This is a genomic window from Ferrovibrio sp. GW821-FHT12E11, assembly GCF_058806975.1.
The window spans coordinates 1,171,262-1,191,344 of the sequence record NZ_JBXAQG010000001.1; the positions used below are offsets into that span (position 1 = coordinate 1,171,262).

General features: G+C 64.2%; 19 protein-coding genes. 7 read left to right on the forward strand and 12 right to left on the reverse strand.

The genetic code is table 11. The annotated features are described in order from the left end of the window. The first annotated feature begins 57 nt into the window (after window positions 1-57). Window positions 58-876 carry a tryptophan 2,3-dioxygenase gene (kynA, locus tag AC1ROT_RS05780; protein WP_492997716.1) on the forward strand — a complete coding sequence of 273 codons (819 nt, stop codon included), beginning with the start codon at window positions 58-60 and terminating at the stop codon, window positions 874-876. On the opposite strand, the gene AC1ROT_RS05785 is transcribed toward kynA, so the two are convergent. The 8 genes from AC1ROT_RS05785 to AC1ROT_RS05820 form a co-directional block, all read right to left on the reverse strand. After that, window positions 873-1,811: an AEC family transporter gene (locus tag AC1ROT_RS05785; protein WP_492969613.1), complete on the reverse strand. Its 939-nt coding sequence runs from the start codon at window positions 1,809-1,811 to the stop codon at window positions 873-875. The two genes, kynA and AC1ROT_RS05785, sit on opposite strands and share 4 nt — an antisense overlap. 18 nt (window positions 1,812-1,829) lie before the next feature. Then, entirely contained in the window at window positions 1,830-3,194 is a 1,365-nt protein-coding gene (locus AC1ROT_RS05790; protein WP_492997718.1) for an acyl-CoA thioesterase, read from the reverse strand. Window positions 3,195-3,251: 57 nt separating this feature from the next. Beyond that, window positions 3,252-3,899 carry a TetR/AcrR family transcriptional regulator gene (locus tag AC1ROT_RS05795; protein ID WP_492997720.1) on the reverse strand — a complete coding sequence of 216 codons (648 nt, stop codon included), beginning with the start codon at window positions 3,897-3,899 and terminating at the stop codon, window positions 3,252-3,254. Continuing rightward, a complete protein-coding gene (locus AC1ROT_RS05800; protein WP_492969610.1) occupies window positions 3,889-4,755 on the reverse strand; it encodes a crotonase/enoyl-CoA hydratase family protein in 867 nt (288 codons plus the stop codon). The genes AC1ROT_RS05795 and AC1ROT_RS05800 overlap by 11 nt, the downstream gene beginning before the upstream one ends. A 55-nt stretch (window positions 4,756-4,810) precedes the next feature. Beyond that, window positions 4,811-5,293: a GNAT family N-acetyltransferase gene (locus AC1ROT_RS05805; protein ID WP_492997722.1), complete on the reverse strand. Its 483-nt coding sequence runs from the start codon at window positions 5,291-5,293 to the stop codon at window positions 4,811-4,813. A 123-nt stretch (window positions 5,294-5,416) separates the two neighbouring features. Further along, window positions 5,417-6,208: a PhzF family phenazine biosynthesis protein gene (locus AC1ROT_RS05810; protein WP_492997724.1), complete on the reverse strand. Its 792-nt coding sequence runs from the start codon at window positions 6,206-6,208 to the stop codon at window positions 5,417-5,419. Between the two features lie 11 nt (window positions 6,209-6,219). Next, the gene (locus AC1ROT_RS05815; protein ID WP_492969607.1) at window positions 6,220-6,831 is read right to left on the reverse strand and encodes a LysE family translocator; all 612 of its coding nucleotides are present in this window, start codon (window positions 6,829-6,831) and stop codon (window positions 6,220-6,222) included. A gap of 89 nt (window positions 6,832-6,920) precedes the next feature. Next, window positions 6,921-7,187: a DUF1127 domain-containing protein gene (locus AC1ROT_RS05820; protein ID WP_492969606.1), complete on the reverse strand. Its 267-nt coding sequence runs from the start codon at window positions 7,185-7,187 to the stop codon at window positions 6,921-6,923. Between the two features lie 106 nt (window positions 7,188-7,293). Between AC1ROT_RS05820 and AC1ROT_RS05825 the strand changes: the two genes are divergently transcribed. Both AC1ROT_RS05825 and AC1ROT_RS05830 read left to right on the forward strand, forming a co-directional pair. Continuing rightward, window positions 7,294-8,742, forward strand: coding sequence for an aminotransferase-like domain-containing protein (locus AC1ROT_RS05825; protein WP_492997726.1), 1,449 nt, complete (start codon window positions 7,294-7,296; stop codon window positions 8,740-8,742). 12 nt (window positions 8,743-8,754) lie between these two features. Beyond that, on the forward strand, window positions 8,755-10,197 hold the full coding sequence (locus AC1ROT_RS05830) for an L-lactate permease (protein WP_492997728.1): 1,443 nt from the start codon (window positions 8,755-8,757) through the stop codon (window positions 10,195-10,197). Here the strand turns inward: AC1ROT_RS05830 and thiD are convergent. From thiD to folP, 3 genes are all read right to left on the reverse strand, one after another. Continuing rightward, on the reverse strand, window positions 10,194-11,021 hold the full coding sequence (gene thiD / locus AC1ROT_RS05835; protein WP_492997729.1) for a bifunctional hydroxymethylpyrimidine kinase/phosphomethylpyrimidine kinase: 828 nt from the start codon (window positions 11,019-11,021) through the stop codon (window positions 10,194-10,196). The genes AC1ROT_RS05830 and thiD overlap by 4 nt on opposite strands. Continuing rightward, entirely contained in the window at window positions 11,018-12,361 is a 1,344-nt protein-coding gene (gene glmM / locus AC1ROT_RS05840) for a phosphoglucosamine mutase (protein ID WP_492969602.1), read from the reverse strand. Before glmM ends, thiD begins: the two co-directional genes overlap by 4 nt. Before the next feature lie 106 nt (window positions 12,362-12,467). Further along, complete coding sequence (gene folP / locus AC1ROT_RS05845; protein WP_492997731.1) at window positions 12,468-13,310, reverse strand: dihydropteroate synthase; 843 nt, start codon at window positions 13,308-13,310, stop codon at window positions 12,468-12,470. Window positions 13,311-13,633: 323 nt separating this feature from the next. Here folP and AC1ROT_RS05850 point away from each other — a divergent pair, with 323 nt between their 5' ends. From AC1ROT_RS05850 to AC1ROT_RS05865, 4 genes are all read left to right on the forward strand, one after another. After that, window positions 13,634-14,185, forward strand: a complete 552-nt coding sequence (locus AC1ROT_RS05850; protein WP_492969600.1) for a PAS domain-containing protein — start codon at window positions 13,634-13,636, stop codon at window positions 14,183-14,185. Between the two features lie 141 nt (window positions 14,186-14,326). After that, window positions 14,327-14,962 carry a LysE family translocator gene (locus AC1ROT_RS05855; protein ID WP_492997733.1) on the forward strand — a complete coding sequence of 212 codons (636 nt, stop codon included), beginning with the start codon at window positions 14,327-14,329 and terminating at the stop codon, window positions 14,960-14,962. 132 nt (window positions 14,963-15,094) lie between these two features. Continuing rightward, window positions 15,095-17,008, forward strand: a complete 1,914-nt coding sequence (locus tag AC1ROT_RS05860; protein WP_492997734.1) for a UvrD-helicase domain-containing protein — start codon at window positions 15,095-15,097, stop codon at window positions 17,006-17,008. Between the two features lie 49 nt (window positions 17,009-17,057). Beyond that, window positions 17,058-17,765, forward strand: coding sequence for a type 1 glutamine amidotransferase (locus AC1ROT_RS05865; protein ID WP_493001130.1), 708 nt, complete (start codon window positions 17,058-17,060; stop codon window positions 17,763-17,765). 287 nt (window positions 17,766-18,052) lie between these two features. On the opposite strand, the gene ftsH is transcribed toward AC1ROT_RS05865, so the two are convergent. After that, window positions 18,053-19,981 (reverse strand): ATP-dependent zinc metalloprotease FtsH, encoded by a 1,929-nt coding sequence (gene ftsH / locus AC1ROT_RS05870; protein ID WP_492969596.1) that lies wholly within the window; start codon window positions 19,979-19,981, stop codon window positions 18,053-18,055. Window positions 19,982-20,083: the final 102 nt, after the last annotated feature.

Genomic DNA, 20,083 nt, shown 5'->3' on the forward strand with positions numbered 1-20,083 from the left:
ATCTTCCCGTCTGTCAGGAAATATTTTAGGTTTAAAACGTTTCCGGGAGCAAGAACCATGACGACGGACGGCATCCAGACCGACTTCTCCGACCGCATGAGCTATGGCGACTACCTGCGGCTGGATACCCTGCTGGCGGCACAGCAGCCGCTCTCGGGTGAGCCCGACGAGCTGTTGTTCATCACCATCCACCAGGTCCAGGAATTGTGGATGAAACTGCTGAATGCCGAGCTGGACCGGGCCATGGCCTGCATCCGCAGCGACGATCTCGGCCCCAGCTTCAAATGCCTGTCGCGCGTCTCACGCATCCAGGTCCAGCTGATCCAGGCCTGGGACGTGCTGGCCACCATGACTCCGGCCGACTATCTGCGCTTCCGACCGGCGCTGGGCTCGTCGTCCGGCTTCCAGTCCTGGCAGTACCGCCAGATCGAATTCAAGCTCGGCGCCAAGAATGCCCTGATGCTGAAGCCGCATCAGCACCGCCCCGACATCCATGGCCCGCTGCTGGCCGCCTTCGAGGCACCGAGCCTCTATGACGAGGCCCTGCGGCTGCTGGCCCGGCGCGGCCTCGCCGTCCCCGATGACATCCTGCAGCGCGACGTGACGAAGCCGCACCAAGCCGACGAGCGCGTCGAGGCCATCTGGGGCACGATCTATCGCGAGTCCGAGACCCATTTCGATCTCTACGAACTGGCCGAGGAACTGGTGGATGTGGAAGACAGCTTCCAGCAATGGCGCTTCCGCCACATGAAGACGGTGGAACGCATCATCGGCATGCGCCAGGGAACAGGCGGCAGCGCCGGTGTGGCTTACCTGAGACAGGCCCTGGAACGCAGCTTCTTCCCCGAACTCTGGTCGGTCAGGACCAAGCTCTAGTAGGCCGTGAACAGCACCATGAAGGCCGAGACGGTGACGGTGGCGATCACCGTCGTCACCAGGATCGTGGATGACGCCCGCTGCACATAGGTATTCTGCTGGGTGGCGAGGATATAAACATTCGCCGCCGTCGGCATCGAGGCCTGGATCACCGCCACCGCCGTGAGGAACGGGTCGAGCTTCAGCACGAAGGCCGCCAGCATCCAGACCATGATCGGATGCACCGCCAGCTTGCCGATGGCGGTGAGCGAGATCTGTTCCAACCCTTCCGAGATCGGCCGGCCGACCAGCGTCAGACCGAGCGCGAACAGCGCGCAGGGCGCCGATGCATTGGCCAGCAGGTTGAGCAAGGTCTCCAGCGGGCCGAACAGCGACAGCCCGGTCAGCCCCCAGAACAGGCCGGCGAAGGTGGAGATGATCAGCGGGTTGCGCGCCATGCCGATGGCGACGCGGCGGAAGATCGCGCCCAGCGAGGCCTGGCCGCCGTTGGAGCCTTCGATGATCGCCGTGGTCAGCGGGATCAGGATGATGTGGTCGAACACGATAATCAGTACGGCCGGCAGCACGGCGGCATCGCCGAACAGCGTCACCAGGATCGGCAGTCCCATGAAGCCGACATTACCGAAGGATGCGCCCATGCCCTGCACGGCGCGCTCGCCCCAGCTGATCGGGAACAGCAGACGGCTCAAACCCACGGTGAAGGCCCAGGCGATCAGGCCGCCGCCGGTATAGGCGGCGACGAATTTCGGATCGAAGGCCGTGAAGACCGGTGCCTGCGCCATCTTGATGAACAGCATCGCCGGCAGCGCGAACCAGATCACGAAGGCGTTCAGGCCGAGATAGGCCTGCGCGGTGATGATGCGGGTATAGCCGGCGGCATAGCCGACGAAGATCAGGCCGAAGAAGGGCAGCGAGACATTCAGCAGGGTTCCCATCGCGCCCTCTCCTCCGGCCTATTCCGCCGGTTGCGGCGTCACCAGCCGCTTGGCGAAGGCCTGCCGCACATTGTCCGGCATCGCGATGGACTTGCGGGCCTTGAGGTCGAACAGCACCGCGACGATCTCGGCGCGCGCCAGCGGCTGCTGCGTGTTGCTGTCGAGCAGGAAATGGCAGAACCGCCAGGTCTTCTCGCGCAGCTCCAGGATACCGGTGCGCACCAGATAGGCGTCGCCAATATTGAGAGGGCGGAAATAGTCGATGGTGTAATCCAGCGCCGCCGAACCCAGACCCTGCCCGCGCATGCTGTCCGCCGTCATCTCGCCGCCGGCCAGCATGTTGCCGGCCGCCTGCGAGAACTGCGCCATATAGAAGCGCGTCGCCATGCGGCCGGTTTCTTCGGCCTCCCAGCGATCCACCGACCCGCGACAGGTTTCCTGCATGCCCTGCACCGGCAGGTCCGGCACCGGCGGCCCACTCGGTGGCTCCGGCGCGGGTGGCGCCTGCAACTGCGCGCTCAGGTTTTCCGCCGCCTGCCGCACATCGGCGGGCAGCGCCAGCGGACCGCCGCCATCCAGACGGTCAAGAATCAGCAGGGCCTCACAGGTGGCCGACAGCGTGTTGGTCTCGGCCTCGTAGAGTTCATGACAAAGATGCAGGCGATCGGCGGCTACGCGGCGGATGCCGGTCCGCAGGCGCAGCACCGCGCCTTCGTGATTCTCGCGCTTGAACTGGATGCGATGCCGCAGCGGGCGCGCCGCCACCTTGTCGGCCTGACGTCGCGTCGGGCCATAACCCAGCGACATCAGGAGCTGTTTCTCGGCTTCGGCAAACCGCGAGAGATAGAACTGCACGTTCAGATGCCCCATGCGGTCGCATTCCCAGGGCTGCACCGGCGAGCGTCCGGTCGGCACGAAGCCGTCTTCCACCGGCGGCAGCGCTTCCTGCACCGGCGCGGCATTGGCGTCGACCAGCACGCGCTTGAAGCCCGCCTGCAGGTCGGCCGGCAAGGCGACGGACTTGCGCTGCACCAGATCGAAGCAGAGCGCCAGCACATCGGCCTGCATGCAGAGCGCACCGGTCTCCACATTGTAGACGCGATGGTGGAACTTGATCTTCTTGCCCTCGGCCAGGGTCACGCCGCTTTCCATGCGGATCAGGTCGCCCGCATGCAGCTCGTTGACGAACCGGGTCTCGGCATTGACGGCGGCAATGCCCAGCTTGTGGACCTTGAAGGCCTCCTGGCCGAAACCGGCCGCCAGCATCACGCTGGCCGCCGCATCGCTGATGCGGGCGGTATAGAACTGCACGTTCATATGACCGTACTGGTCGCATTCCCAGGCGGCGACAGAACCGCGGAAGGTTTCGCGGAAATTGCTCACGGCAGACTCTCTGAAATGGAACCGGAAGAACGCAGGGCGGGCCTCTATGTTCGCCGCTCAGGGCCCGGCGCGCAACCGCCCGATCAGGTGATCCACATGGCGGCGCACCACGGCTTCGCCGGTATCGCCCAGCACCTTCAGTCGCCCGGTGGTTTCCAGCATCAGGGCGCCGCCGACGGCCGCCACCAGCGATACGGTTTCCGCCCGCACCGCTTCCGGATCCAGCTTGCTCAGACGCTGCATGGCATCGCCCAGCACGGTATAGCCCTGGATCATCCGCCCGTTGAGCAGGCGGTCCAGCTCCGGCGTCAGACTGGTGGGACGGAAGCCCTGACCCAGGTAGAGGCCGAGATAGAGGTCATCGGGACGTCGGCGGTAGAAGTCATAGAACGCCAGCGCCCCGGCCATCAGCTGCTCATCGGCGGCGGCCTTCGCCACCGCTTCGCGCAGATGTTTGTGCAGGTCGGCCAGCGATCCCGCCAGCAGGTCGGCATAAAGCGCCTCCTTGCTGGGATAATGCAGATACACCGTGCCGACGGCGACCCCGGCCTCGGCGGCGATGGCGCGCAGCGTCGTGCCATCCAGCCCGTCGCGGGCAAACAGCACACGCGCCGCCGTCAGGATGGCATCGCGCTTGAAGGCGCGGACGGCATCGCGCCGCCCGCTTTTCTTCTTCTCGCTTATCGCGGCGGTTTCAGCGGGCATTTTTCCAGGCCAGCGGATCGCCGCCATCGCGTTCCTTCACGGCGGCCTTGAAACCGATCTGCTCGCAGCGCGCCTTGAAAGCGACGCCCTCAGGCGAATGCCGCGTGATGCCATCGAACAGCGTCGCCAGCGTCTGCGTCGAATTCAAGCCCATATTGTCATAAGCTTGGTTGATCATCATTTTCTGCATCATCAGCTGGTTCTTCGGCACGCTGGCCATGCGCGCCACCAGCGCTTCCACATGATCGTCCAGCGCGGCCTCGGGCACCGTGTCGATCACCAGGCCGTAGTCCTTGGCCGTGCGACCATCGATGAGATCGCCGGTCAGCAGCATGCGCTTGGCCTTCTCGGCGCCCAGGCGATAGACCCACATGGCCGTGGTCGGGCAGCCCCAGATGCGCGCCGGCGGATAGCCGATCTTCGCATCCTCGGCCATCACCACCAGATCGCAGCACAGCGCGATGTCGCTGCCGCCTGCCACGGCGAAGCCGCGCACCTTGGCCACCACCGGTTTCAGCGAGCGCCACAGGCTCATGAAGCAGTCGGTCGAATGCCGCATCCACTGGTAATCCACCAGCGGATCCCAGGGCATGTCCTGGCTGCCTTTCACCGGGCGGGGCTTCTCGGCGTATTCCTTGAGGTCGTAGCCGGCGCAGAAGGCGCGCCCGGCGCCGGTCAGCAGGATCACATGCACATCGTCATCCTGGTTGGCGCGCTCCACGGCGGCGCGCAGCGCATCCGGCGTGTCCTCATGGATGGCGTTCAGGTGTTCGGGACGATTGAGCGTGATGCGGGCGACGCGGCCGTCGCGCTCATACAGGACGATGGGCTCTTTTTTGGCGGGTTCCTGGCTCATGGTTTCCTCCGTTTCTGGAGAAAACCATATCACTATTCATAAAAATGAACAATGTTCATAATTTCAGCTCACGATACCGCGCACCGGGCAAGGGATTGTCGTAATAGGCCGGAATATCGCCAAAACCCAAGGTGTCGTAGATGCGATTGGCCGCCACCATCGAGGGGAAGGTATCCAGCCGGATCGCCCGGTAGCCCAGACGCCGGGCCTCGGCAATCACGGCATCGGCCAGGCGCCGGCCCAGATTCTGGCCGCGGCCTTCCGGTGCGATATAGAGCCGTTTCATCTCGGCGATCCCGTCGCCCAGGTCGCGCAGGCCGACGACACCCACGGCATCGGCGCCGAGACGACCGAGCAGCAGGGCGCCTTTTTCTGCCGGCGCATATTTGCCCGGCAGCCCCGCCAGTTCTTCGTCGAAGCCCTGGAAGCAGAGGCTGAAATCCAGCGACTCGGCATAGGCGGTGAACAGCCGGCGCACCGCGGCCGTATCGGCCGGGCCGGCAGCGGGAGAGATGGTGGCGTCTGGCGAGTCGGTCATAGGCCTATCAGACAGGAAAAAGGGCGCGGTGCTCAACAGGGGACAGCACCGCGCCCGACCGGCTTGCACCGGTTTCCGGCGATTATCGGGGCAACCGCCGAAACTGAACCTTGTTCGCTGGCCTCAAAGCGTAACCGTACCTTCCAGGAAGGGCTTGGCCGTGCCGGCCATATGCAGGCGCTCACCCTCCAGCCGGCAATGCAGCGTGCCGCCGCGCGCCGAAGCTTGATAGGCCGTGATTTCTATCTTCCCCAGCTTCGCGGCCCAATAAGGCACGATGCTGCAATGGGCCGAACCGGTGACCGGATCTTCCGGGATGCCCTTCGCCGGTGCGAAGAAGCGCGAGACGCAGTCGATGCCGGGTTTGTCGCCGGGTGCGGTGACGATGACGGCGAATTTGTCGATCTTCATCAGTGCCATCATGTCGGGCTTCATGGCACGGACTTTCGCCGCGTCGTCATAGACCAGCAGATAGTCGCGCGCCGCCAGCACTTCGACGGGCGTCACACCCATGGCTTCCACCACACCAGGACCGGGCGTCACCGGCTGGGCCGGACGGATCGGGAAATCCAGCGACAAACGACGGCTAGCATCGTCCTGGGTCACGGTGAGCGTGCCGCTTTTGGTATAGAAATCGACATGCCGGCGCGACGACTGCAGCCGGTTGAACAGTACCCAGGCACTGGCCAGAGTCGCATGGCCGCAAAGATCCACCTCCACTTCCGGTGTGAACCAGCGCAGGCGGAAGCCGTCATTCTCAGGCACGAAGAAAGCGGTCTCGGCCACATTGTTCTCGGCGGCGATGTTCTGCATCACATCGTCGGGCAGCCAGCTTTCCAGCGGCATCACCGCGGCCGGATTACCCTTGAACACCGCATCGGCGAAGGCATCGACCTGATAGATCGGCAGTTTCATCGCAAGCTTCCTTACACGAACAGCAGCAGGGCGGAGAGCAGGGTCAGGCCCGCCATCAGCAGATTGAACACCAGCCGGGCGCGCGCATCGGTGAGGAAGCGGCCGATGCCGACGCCGAACAGCGCCCACAGCGAAACACAGGGCAGATTGATAAGGGTGAAGATCGCCGCGATCAGCGCCAGCTCGATGCCATAGTCGCCGCCCGGCGTGGTGAAGGCGGCGATCGCACCCACCGCCATCATCCAGGCCTTCGGATTGACATACTGGAACAGTGCCGCCTCGTGGAACCGCATGGGACGCGCTTGGCTCATCGTGTCGGCAGCGCCGGCACGGGCCAGTTGCCAGGCCAGCCAGACCAGATAAGCGGCGCCGACGATTTTCAGCGCGCCATGCAGCCAGGGCGTGGCAGCAACCAGCGCGCCGACACCAAGACCGGAAACGATAATGAGAGAGAGAAAGCCGATGCTGATGCCCAGCATATGCGGCACGCTGCGGCGGAAACCGAAATTGGCGCCCGACGCGGTGAGCAGGATGTTGTTCGGGCCCGGCGTGATCGAGGTGACCGCGGCGAAGATCGCCAGCGGGGCCAGCAGGAACACGGAATCAGGCGGAACAGCGGACATGGATGGCCTGGGAAAAGCCGGCGTCGCGGCGGGCAACTATGCCGCGCGACGCCGGCAGCCGGGGGGCTTAAGCGTAGAACCGGGACTTGTTATCGAAGCCACACCGGTTTGCGGGTTTCCGCATGCACATCGGCACGGGTCAGCCCGACATCTTTCAGAATCTCAGGCGGCAGGGCTTCCAGGTCGGACCGTTCACGGGCCTGGCGCTGCCAGTCGAGCAGCATCAGCACCACCGACGTCGCGCCCTGGGCGCTGACAGTCACAGTGCGGTCGATAACCCGGCCGATCGTGCTGCCCGCGCGTTCGACCGGGCCAATTTCGGAAGGCCGGTCGATTGTACTGGTCCAATTTGTCATGACACGCTCCATTGTTTGTATCAATTCTAATGATTGAACCCGGTCAATCCGGGTGATTGCGATAATTGATTGACTCACTCATTGAGTCAATGGCAGTATTGTCACCATGACAATGTGGATCCCCAATCTCGAACAGTTCCCCGGCCCGCGCTACCAGGCGCTGGCCTCGGCCATCGAAGCTGCGGTCCAGACCGGCGAACTGCCGGTCGGCGCCAAGCTGCCGCCCCAGCGCAACCTCGCCTGGAAGCTCGGCGTCACCGTCGGCACCGTCAGTCGCGGCTATATGCTGGCCGAGCAGAAGGGCCTGCTCTCAGGCGAAGTCGGACGCGGCACTTTCGTGAAGCCGATCGACAGCATGACCAACAGCCCGTCGCCGATGACCGGCCCCATGCTGGGCAGCAGCGAGATCATCGCGCCCGAGCAGATGGAGATCGCCCGTCTCGGCACGCCGGGCGTGATCGAACTATCGCGCAACGAACCCTCCCTGCCCGATTACGAAGACCTGCTGCGGCGGTCGCTGCAGAAGCTGTCGGCCAAGCGCGGCCTGCAGAACCTGCTCGGCTACAGCCGCACGCTGGGCGATCCGGCCCATCGCATCGCCGCCGCCCAGTGGATCGCCCGCACCGGGCTGGTGGTCGCGCCGGAACAGGTGATCGCCACCGCCGGTGCCCAGCAGGCGCTGGCCATCGTCATCACCGCGATGACCATGCCGAACGAGATCATGCTGGTGGAAGCGCTGACCTATGGCGGCGTACACGAGAACGCCCAGCAGCGCCCGATCCGCATGGAAGGCGTGGCGATGGATGACGAGGGCATGATCCCCGAGGCGCTGGCCGAGGCCGCACGCCGCACCGGCAGTCGCTTGGTCCTGATCCAGCCCACCATCCATAATCCGACCACCGTGATGATGGGCGCCGAACGCCGCGCTGCCATCGTCGCCGTCGCGCGCAAATACGACCTCACCATCATCGAGGACGATGTCTACGGCTTCCTGGTGCGCGAACGGCCGCTGCCGGTGGCGTCGCTGGCGCCGGAACGCACCATCTACATCACCAGTGCCTCGAAATGCATGGCGCCCGGCCTGCGCGTGGGCTGGATCGCCGCGCCGCCGGCGCTGATCGAGCGGTTCACCGATGCCCTGCATGCCATCGCGGTCAACAATCCGCGCATGAACCAGGAGATCGTGCGGCAATGGATCGAGGACGGCACCGCCGCCGCCCTGGTCGAACGCCTGCGCGAGGAAGCCGCGATCCGCAACGCCATGGCGGTTGAGGCTTTCGAGGGCCTGACGCTGCGCAGCAATCCGGCCAGCCTGCATTGCTATCTGGAACTGCCCGCGCCGTGGAAACCCAATGCCTTCACCAACCAGGCGCTGGGTCAGGGCGTACGGATCGCCAGCTGCACGTCGTTCCTGCTCGATACCCGGCCCAATCCGGCGCCCTGGGTGCGCATCTCGCTGGCGCCCTCGCCCGACCGGCGCGATATTGCCGAAGGCCTGCGCCGCCTGCGCAGCCTGATCGAGCGTGGCCCGGAGGCCCGCCAGGCCATCGTCTAGTCCGGAGTTCCTGTGACCATCCTGCTGTATCTGGCGCCGATCGCCATCGTGATCGGGCTGGTGGCGACCGGCCGCGTCTCGCTGATCAAGGCGAGTCTCGCCGGCCTGATCGCCACCCTGCCCGCTGCCATCGTGGCGCTGCACGGACAGCAGCCGCTGCTGCCCTTCTTCGCGCTGGAAAGCCTGAAAGGCGCCTGGCTGGCCTGGCATGCGATTGCCGTCACCTTCGCCGGCCTCACCGTGCATCACGTGATCCTGGCCGCCGCACCGCCAGCGGCAGAGACCACGACGCCGAAGGTCGCCGTCTCGCGGCATCGCCAGGCCTATTTCCTCTGCTTCATCGCCAGTGGCCTGATCGAGACCGCCATCGGTTTCGGCGTCGGCTATGCACTGGCCATCCACGGCCTGCTGCGCCTGGGCGTCGCGCCGCTGCCCGCCATCGCCATGGGCGTGCTGAGCCAGCTGCTGGTGCCCTGGGGCGGGCTTGGCATCGGCACGCTGATCGGGGCCGCATTGGGCCATCTGCCGCTGCAGACCTTCGGGCTCTACAGCGCCAGCCTGATGCCGGGCTTCCTGGTCGTGCTGCTCGGCTGGTTCTGGTGGTGGTCGCAGCGCCTGCAGCTCGGCCTTACGGCGAAAAACATGGCGCTGGATCTGGCCTGGACCGTGGCGCTGCTCGGCCTGCTGTGGCTCGGCAACCGCTATGCCTCGGTGGATACCGCGGGCCTGATCGCCACCGCGCCGTTGCTGGCGCTGGGCTATGCGCTGGATCCGAACCGGCCGACGCCGCAGCGCATGCTGCGCATCGCCGCGCCCTATCTGCTGCTGCTCACCGTGCTGCTGTCGACCCGGCTGATCGCGCCGCTGTCGCATCTGCTGCAGAGCCACGGCGTGGCGCAGCCCTTTGCCGACATGCCGGCCTTCCCCTGGCTCTACCAGGCCGGCGTGATGCTGCTGCTGACGGCCCTGGTCTATGGCGCGGTCATGCTGAAGCCGCAGCAGTGGCCCGTCATCATGGCGCAGAGCTGGAAGGCCGGCCGCATCGCCATGGGCACCACGCTGATCTTCCTGGTGATGGCGCGGCTGATGGCCGCTAGCGGCATTCCCGCAGAACTGGCGACCGCCTGGCAATCTGTGGCCGGCGAACAGGCCCTGCTGGCGACGCCGCTGTTTGCCGCCATCGCCGGCGGACTCACCGGCAGCAACACGGCATCGAACAGCCTGATGCTGCCGCTGCAGGCGGCACTGGCCGGCTCGGCCGGTGCGAATGTCGTCTGGGTCAGTGCCCTGCAGAACGTGACCGGCAGCCTGTTCACGCCCTTCTTCCCGGGCAAGATCGCCATGGCCTGCGCCTTTGCCGGCATCGCCGGCGCCGAACGCCAGACCTATCGCGTGGTGATCGCGCTGGCGCCGCTGCTGCTGATCGTGGCCGTGCTGCTGACGCTGCTGCTTTAAACTTTTATCCGCGTGATGGTATGCGCGTGGTTGAGCGGGCCGTGGCCATGGCCGAAGCCCGGCGCGGTCTCGATGGCGCGACGCACATAGGCGCGCGCTTCGGTGACGGCATCCTTCAGAGACAGGCCGAAGGCCAGCCCGGTGGCAATCGCCGAGGCCAGCGTGCAACCGGTGCCATGGGTGGAGGTGGTCTGCAGCCGCGTATCGGTAAACGCCGTGACCCGCGCGCCTTCCTGCAGCAGATCGACCAGCCGGTCGCCGTCGAGATGCCCGCCCTTCAGTAGCACGGCCTGGGGTCCGAGCCGCAGCAGCGCTTCCGCCGCCGCCGCCATGTCGGACTCGGCCTCGACGGTCAGGCCCGACAGCACGGCGGCCTCGGGCAGGTTCGGCGTGATCAGGGTGGCGCGCGGAATCAGCTTGGTGCGCAGCGCATCGGCCGCCGACGGCTGCAGCAGCGAGGCGCCGCCCTTGGCCACCATCACCGGATCGACGACCAGCGGAATATCCGGGGCATAGCGTTCGAGCGCATCGACCACGGCTTCGATGATATCGGCGCGATGCAGCATGCCGGTCTTGATCGCATCGGCGCCGATATCCTGCAGCACGACCTTCAGCTGTAATGCGATGAACGCGGCCGGCACATCGAAGATATCATGGACCGTGCGGGTATCCTGGGCGGTCAGCGCCGTGATCGCGGTGGCAGCATAGCCGCCCAGCGCCGTCACCGCCTTGATATCGGCCTGGATGCCGGCGCCGCCACCGGAATCAGATCCGGCGATGATGAGGACGCGGCCTTTTTTCGCTGCCGGAGGCGCGACGTTCATGCCGCCTGTTCCAGCGCGGTGACGATATCGTCGACCACGGTCTGCACCAGCGTCTCGTCCTCGCCTTCGGCCATCACGCGGATCAGCGGTTCGGTGCCGCTGGCGCGAATGACCAGACGCCCGCTCTTGCCCAGACGCTTCTCGCCGGCATCGATGGCCGACTTTACTGTCGCCTGCTCCAGCGGTGCACCGCCGGCATGGCGCACATTGCGCAGCAGCTGCGGATAGGGCGTGAAGCGGCGGCAGAATTCGCTGGCCGGCTTGCCGGATTCACAGAGCGCCGCCAGAACCTGCAGGGCGGCGACGATGCCGTCGCCGGTGGTGGCGAAATCCGACAGGATGATATGGCCCGACTGTTCGCCGCCGAGATTGTAGCCCTCGCCGCGCATGGCCTCGAGCACATAGCGGTCGCCGACCTTGGTGCGGATCAGCTCGACGCCGATGCTGTTGACGAACCGCTCCAGGCCCAGATTGGACATCACGGTGGCGACCAGGCCGCCTTTTTCCAGCCGGCCCTGGCGCAGCCAGCTTTCGGCGATCACCGCCATCAGCTGGTCGCCGTCGATCACCTGGCCGCGCTCGTCCACCATCACCAGACGGTCGGCATCGCCATCCAGCGCCACGCCGACATGGGCGCCATGGGCGACCACGGCTTCCTGCAGGGCGCGCGGATGGGTGGAGCCGCAGTCGCGGTTGATGTTGAAGCCGTCGGGTTTGACGCCGACCGGGATCACCTCGGCCTCGAGTTCCCACAGCACGGCGGGCGCCACCTTGTAGGCGGCGCCGTTGGCGCAGTCGATCACGACTTTGAGGCCGGCGAGCGTGCGGCCCTTGGGCAGCGTCGCCTTGGCGAATTCCACGTAACGGCCACCGGCATCGTCGAGGCGGCGGGCGCGGCCGAGCTTGGACGCATCGGCCAGCGCCGGATCGGCATCGCCGAGGATCATCGCCTCGATCTCGGCCTCGGCGCCATCCGACAGCTTGTAGCCATCGGGACCGAACAATTTGATGCCGTTATCGTGGAAAGGATTGTGCGAGGCAGAAATCATCACGCCGAGATCGCAGCGCAGCGCCCGCGTCAGCATCGCCACGGCGGGCGTCGGCATCGGGCCGACCTGGAAGACGTCCATGCCGACAGCGGTGAAGCCGGCGACCAGCGCCGGTTCGAGCATGTAACCCGAGAGCCGCGTATCCTTGCCGATCAGCACGCGATGGCGATGATCGCCGCGGGTGAAGAACGCGCCGGCGGCCATGCCGACTTTCAGCGCGGTGGCGGCCGTCATCGGCTCGGTATTGGCCAGGCCGCGGATGCCGTCGGTGCCGAAGAATTTGCGGGTCATGCGACTCGGGTCCCGTTACGAATTTGCTGCGGCGGACTATGCCACAGACCATTCAAAAACGGCAGCGTTTACGCAGCGAATCCGCAGCCCGGCCTGTAACGCCTTGTTACATATCGCCGGCGATTGCGCGCCAGAGCTTCAGCGCCTGCACGGTTTCGGCCACGTCATGCACGCGCAGGATCAGGCCCTGCCCCGGGCGGGTCTGCGCCACGGCGGACAGCGCCGCCGCCAGCGACCCGGGCAGGCGTTTTGCCGGATCGGCCGCGCCGGCCACCGCCCCGATGAAGCTCTTGCGCGACACGCCGACCAGCAGCGGACAGCCAAGATCGTGGAACCGATGCAGATGGCGCAGCAGCAGCAGATTGTGTTCGACGGTTTTGCCGAAACCGATGCCGGGATCGAGGATGATGCGCTGCCGCGCAATGCCGGCAGCGATGCAGGCTTCGATGCGATGGCCGAGATAGGCCAGCACCTCGGCCACCACATCGGCATAGCGCGGCGCCTGCTGCATGCTGCCGGGCTCGCCCTGCATATGCATCAGCACCACCGGCAGGCCGCTTTGCGCGGCAACCGCCAGGCTGCCCGGCCCTTCCAGCGCCGAAATATCGTTGAGAATGGCCGCTCCCGCGGCCGAGACCGCCTGCATGGTGGCGGCGTTGCGGGTGTCGACCGAAACCGGCACGCCGAGATCCTGCAATCCGGCCAGCACCGGCAGCAGGCGCGCGATTTCTTGGTCGGGCGTGACGGTGGCGGCGCCCGGCCGCGTCGATTCCGCACCAAGATCCATCAGGTCGGCACCGGCGGCGACCTGGGCCCGGGCCTGCGCGATGGCGGCAGCGGCATCGGCCTTCAGGCCGTCGCCCGAGAAACTGTCATCGGTGACATTGACGATGCCCATGACATAAGGCCGCGACCAGTCGAGGCCGCATATCGGTGCATGTGCTGTCACGGGGTCATTCCGGAATCGCGCCTGTTCGTTCGGCTTCGTTCGGCTTCGTTTGCGTTCGTTTCGCTTCGTTTGCCTTCGCCCGGGCTTCGTTTGGCTTCCCTGGCCTTCGTCTGGCTTCGTTCGGCTTCGCGTTAACCGGTTTTACCACCTATCGGCGAAATCTGGCCGGACAGCCGGATCATTTGTTCTTATCATGTTCTCATCGAAAAAGCAAGCCGTCGGCCGGCCTTACCCTGGCGATCCTTATCCCCGCCCCCCCCGCCCGGCCGGACGAATGAAGAATTAACCTTGCTGGCGTCGCGCCGTGGGCGGATAAGCACGCGATGACCGTCCCGCCCACCCCTTCGCCGGCCGCCTCCGCCGCGCCGGCCGATCTGGCCGAGGCCAACCTGCAGGCCCTGCACGGCTTCCTGCCGCTGGCCCAGTCGCGCGCGCTGGCCAGGTTTCTCGAGTATATGATCGAAATCCACCCTGCCGACCGGCTGCCGGGGCGGAGCGCCTTCGATCCGCTGCGGATTCCAGCATTGCTGCCCGGCATCGTGCTGGTGCAGGTGGAGCGCAGCGGCACTGGCACCGGCGCTGCCCCGCGCTTCCTGACCAGGGTGGCTGGCGAAAATGTGCTGACCGCCTGTCCGGTGCCGATGCTGCGCCGCTATATCGACGAGATCGTGGCCGATATCCCCGGCAGCGACAGCGCCCTGCAGCGCCGCCAGACCGTGCTGGAATGCGGCCACAGCGTGCTGTACCAGGGCCGGCCGCTGCTCAACCATGCGGTCAAGATGGTGGCCCTGGAATACTGCCATTGTCCGCTGGCCGGTGATGGCGCGGCCATCGACCACGTGCTGTCGTATTTCCAGTATACCGCTGATCGCTGACCCCTGGCCGCTGACAGCGGCACCGGCCGCACGCTCCTCCCACCAATCTGCCCTCCTGCAAGTCTTCCCCTTGCAAGTTTCCCGACGCCGCAGGCAAGCTGAGGCCTGCGCACCAGAGCGCCGGACTGCGCCGGAGACACCATGACCATCGAATTCCTGCTGATCGCGCTTGTGATCGTCGCCACGCCGGGCACCGGCATGATCTACACCGTGGCCGCCGGCCTCTCGCGTGGCGGCCGCGCCAGCGTGGTGGCGGCCTTTGGCTGCACGCTCGGGATCGTGCCGCATATGCTGGCGGCGATCACCGGCCTGGCCGCATTGCTGCATGCCAGCGCGCTGGCCTTCGACCTGGTGAAATATGCCGGCGTCGCCTATCTGCTGTGGATGGCGGTGCAGATGTGGCGCGACCGCGGCACGCTGCGCCTGAGCGCGGACGATGCTGGCGGCAGCAGCACCGGTGACCGGGGCCAGCCGGCGCTCCGCATCATCTGGCAGGCGATCCTGATCAACATCCTCAATCCGAAGCTGTCGATCTTTTTCGTCGCCTTCCTGCCGCAGTTCGTCAGCCCTGATGACCCGGCGGTGCTGGCGCGCATGCTGGAATTGAGCGGCGTGTTCATGGCGATGACCTTTGTTGTCTTCGCGCTGTATGGGTTATTTGCCGCCGCCGTGCGCGACCATGTGATCGGCCGGCCGCGCGTGCTGCTGTGGCTGCGGCGGAGTTTTGCGGCGGCCTTCGTGGCGCTGGGGGCGAAGCTGGCGCTGACGGAGCGGTGACCACGCCACCGCATACGATTTTAGGCCGACATCAAGCTCGACACTAAAATATTAACCACCCCCCATTCTCCTTGAGTAATCTACTCATGGGGAATTGAGGGAGGCATAGCTATGGCATGGAATGACGGCCTCGTGGCCGGGACGGTCGCTTATGAAATCGCTGCATCTGCCAATCCCCGTATCCGTGTTGTAGCGGGTCCGGGAACCGGAAAATCATTCGCAATGAAGCGGCGCGTCGCTCGCTTATTAGAAACGGGCGTCGCGCCAAATCAAATTTTGCCAGTCACCTTTACTCGAGTTGCAGCTGAAGACTTACATCGCGAACTTGTAAGTATGGATGTACCTGGATGCGAAGAGTTAGTCGGAACAACTCTTCACAGCCTAGCACTCCGTTTTCTAATGAGAAATCATGTCTTAGATACCACGGGCAGGACACCGCGCCCGCTAAATGATTTCGAGGTAAAGCCGCTAAAAGCCGACTTGGCCGCAACTCACGGCGGCGCCCGGCAGGTTCAGAAAAAAATCAAAGCATACGAATCTGCATGGGCGCGACTACAACAAGATCTACCTGGCTTCGCTCAGAACGATGCTGACCGCGCCTTTTCTAATGATCTGGTTTACTGGCTCCGATTCCATGGATGCATGTTGATTGGAGAAGTAATACCTCAATTGCATCAGTATCTAGCTAGCAATCCAGCTGCTGAAGAGCGCAGTGAATATGCTCACATACTTGTAGATGAATACCAAGACCTCAACAAAGCAGAACAGGCGGTTATTGCGCTCTTATCCGATCAAGCAGAAGTCCTAATCGTCGGTGACGATGATCAATCCATATATAGCTTTAAGCACGCCCACCCAGAGGGTATCCGTGATTGGATTGTAGAAAATGGAGGAGCCGCCGACCTCAATCTAGCAGATTGCCGCCGGTGTCCAACGACCGTCGTCGCCATGGCAAACAGCCTTATCTCCCACAATAACCGCCTCATACAACGGCCGCTACTTCCTATAGCAGCCAATGGACCAGGCGACGTACGCATCATCCAGTACCAAGACCTAGATGCTGAAGTTTTAGGAGTTACTGGACTAATTCAAAATCTTGTCGCGAATGGGACGCCGCCCGGCGACATACTCGTCCTAGCGCAAAGAGGCGTAATCGGCACGCCTATCTACAACGGCCTCTTGCTACGCGGAATACCAGTAAGGTCATATTATGCGGAGGCAGAATTAGACAGTGAGACCGCTCAACGTAGATTCTCTCTATTGAAGCTTTTTATCAATAGAGAAGATCGGGTGGCTTTGCGATGGCTACTCGGGCTAGGCAGCGACACTTGGCGATCAAATAGTTATAAGCGCTTGCGCGCCTACTGCGAACAAAATGGCGCAACCCCTTGGGGCGTTCTGCAGGACATCGAAATTGGCTTAATACGGTTGCCGTACTCGGCGCAACTCGTGGAGAGATTTTCAGAGTTAAAGGAAGAATTGAATCATCTAGAGAATCTTTTTAGGGATGCCAACATGAATGGAGTTATCGATTTCCTTTTTCCGGAAGGAGATGAGGAAATTAATGATATTCGGACACTTTCCCTAGAAATTATTAATATCATCGGAAGCGAAGATAGAGTTGAATTCTTAAGGGAGCTCACCACTTCGATTACAAAGCCCGAAATTCCAGCCGAGATTGAAGACGTAAGGATTATGAGTTTGCACAAGAGCAAAGGACTTAGCTCGCCCGTCACTATAATCGCTGGATGCGTTGACGGATTATTGCCAAGGCAGCCCGCTCATGACCTTCCGGCGGCCCAACAGGTTTCCGAGATTGAAGAGCAGCGCAGGCTTTTCTATGTTGGAATAACTAGAGTCAAGTCGACTCCAGCACAAGGAAAGCCCGGCAGCCTTATCATTACCTATTCTCAAAGAATGGGTATGGCAGAGGCAATGGGCGCTAATATTGCTCCTGCGGGTTCGCGCCGAGGAGTCGCCTATTTGCATGCCAGTCGTTTTATAAATGAACTAGGACCAGCAGCCCCGCGCGCAGTGGCCGGATAATTACTGAAGAAGTACCCTTAATGAGAAGTGCAACCATTCCGGCGTGACGATGAAGATTGGCATCCTTGAATGCGGGCCGGTGCCCGCGCCGCTGCAAGCGCAGTACACCAGCTATCCCGCGATGTTCGCGGCACAGCTCGGGCCCCTGCTGCCCGCCGCCCGCTTCGAGACCATCTCGGTGGTGAACGGCGAGGCTCTGGGCGCGCCGACGGACTGCGAGGCCTGGCTGATCCCCGGCTCGCGCCACGGCGTCTATGACGACCTGCCGTGGATCGAACCGCTCAAAAATTTCATCCGCGCGGCGGCCAGGCTGAAACGGCCGATGGCGGGCGTGTGTTTCGGCCACCAGATCATCGCCGAGGCCCTGGGCGGCCGGGTGGAGAAAGCCCCTATCGGCTTTCGTATCGGCATGGAGCAGTACAGCACCACGCTCGGCGGCGAGAGCCGGACTGTGGCGATGCCAGCCTTTCATCAGGACCAGATCGTCGTGCAGCCGCCGGGTTCGGAGGTGGTGGCCAGCAGCGCGGCCTGCGCCTTTGCGGCGTTGCGCTACACCGATGCGCCGATTTTATCCGTGCAGTTCCATCCCGAATTCAGCCAGGCGTACCTCACCGACCTGATCGACTGCATGGCGCAGCAGACCGCGCAGCCCGGCATGGCCCAGGCGCCGGCGACGACGGACGATACCGGCATGCGCTGGATTGCGGAGTTCCTCGCCAGGGCGATGGCCGCGCCGGCGGCGGAGGCGGCGAAGTAACGGCACAAAAAACTGGACCCCGGGTCAGGCCCGGGGTGACGGTTTATATAAACGCGCACGCTCCCAGAGATCGTCACCCTCGGATTTATTCCGAGGGTCCATTTGTACGGTCCGATGCGCGGATGGCTGGGATGGGCCCTCGGGACAAGCCCGAGGGTGACGGCCTGTGGGGTGGAAAGAGCGCAGATCAGGACAAAGAAAAACGCCCGGCTTGCGACCGGGCGTTTTCGTGGATGCCCGGATCAAGTCCGGGCACGACAGCTTAAAAGTATCAGGCGCCGGGCTGCTTACGCCCCCGGCTGCGGCTCCGGCTCGAAACCGGGCTTGCTGCCGCCACGGCTCGACGTCGGCACCGCCGAGCGCGGGCCGCTGTCGCTGCCCGGCGTCGGCGTGCGGTCGTCGGTGCGCACGATCGGCTCGCCACGCAGCAGCGCGCGGACCTCGTCGCCCGACAGCGTCTCGTATTCGAGCAGCGCCAGCGCGATCTTGTCGAGATCGGCGCGATAGTCGGTCAGGATACGGCGCGCGGTGCCTTCGGCGGTGTCGATGATGGTGCGGATTTCCTCATCGATCAGGCGCGCGGTGGCGTCCGAGACATTCTTCCGTTGCGTCACCGAATGGCCGAGGAAGACCTCTTCCTCGTTGTCGGAGTAGCGCAGGCGGCCGAGCTTGTCGCTCATGCCCCATTCGGTGACCATGCGGCGGGCGAGGCCGGTGGCCTGCTGGATGTCGTTCGACGCGCCGGTGGTGATGTTTTCCTTGCCGAAGACCAGCTCCTCGGCCATGCGACCGCCGAACATCATCGCCAGGCGCGATTCCAGTTCGAGCTGCGACATCGACAGGCGGTCTTTCTCGGGCAGCGACATGGTGACGCCCAGCGCACGGCCGCGCGGGATGATGGTCACCTTGTGCAGCGGATCATGCTTGGGCACATGCAGGCCGACCAGCGCGTGGCCGGCCTCGTGGAAGGCGGTGAGGCGCTTTTCCTCTTCGCCCATCACCATCGAGCGGCGCTCGGCGCCCATCATCACCTTGTCCTTGGCATGCTCGAAATCGGCCATGGTGACGACGCGCTTGTTGCGACGCGCCGCCAGCAGCGCGGCTTCGTTCACCAGGTTGGCGAGATCGGCACCCGAAAATCCAGGCGTGCCGCGGGCAATGATCTTGGGCTCGACATCCGGGCCCAGCGGGACTTTCCGCATATGGACGCGCAGGATGTGCTCGCGGCCGATGATATCGGGATTGGGGACCACGATCTGGCGGTCGAAACGGCCCGGACGCAGCAGGGCGGGATCGAGCACGTCGGGGCGGTTGGTGGCGGCGATCAGGATCACGCCCTCGGTGGCCTCGAAGCCGTCCATCTCGACCAGCAGCTGGTTCAGCGTCTGCTCGCGTTCGTCGTTGCCGCCGCCGAGACCGGCGCCACGATGGCGGCCGACGGCGTCGATTTCGTCGATGAAGATGATGCAGGGCGCGTTCTTCTTGGCCTGCTCGAACATGTCGCGCACGCGGCTGGCGCCGACGCCGACGAACATCTCGACGAAGTCGGAACCCGAGATGGTGAAGAAGGGCACGTTGGCTTCACCCGCAATGGCGCGGGCCAGCAGGGTCTTGCCGGTGCCGGGCGGGCCGACGAGCAGGCAGCCCTTGGGGATCTTGCCGCCCAGGCGCTGGAATTTCTGCGGGTCGCGCAGGAAGTCGACGATCTCTTCGAGTTCGCTCTTGGCTTCCTCGATGCCGGCAACGTCCTCGAAGGTGACGCGGCCATGGCGCTCGGTCAGCAGGCGCGCCTTGGACTTGCCGAAGCCCATGGCCTTGCCGCCGCCGGACTGCATCTGGCGCATGAAGAAGATCCACACGCCGATCAGCAGCAGCATGGGGAACCAGGAGATCAGGATATTGACCAGCGTGTTGCCCTCTTCGGGCGGCGCGGCCGTCACGCGCACGCCGCGCTCGGTCAGCTTGGAGACTAGGGTCGGGTCGTTGGGCGTGTAGGTGGAAAACAGGCGGCCGTCGCGGAAATGGCCGGTGACGGTGTTGCCGCCCTGGATGGTCACATCGGTGACCTGGCCGTTGGCGACATCGTTGAGGAAATCGGAATAGGCGAGCGCCTGGCTGCCGCCGCGCACGCTCGGGCCCTGGAACAGGTTGAACAGCGCCACCACCAGAAGACCGATGATGACCCACAAAGCCAGGTTACGACCGAACATGTTCACAGAAGCGATATCCTCTAACAAAAGCGCCGGGCGGAGGCTGTTCTCCGGGGCCCAAAAACTTTAGCCGATTTTCGCCGGCCCAGACCATAGATATGACCGCGG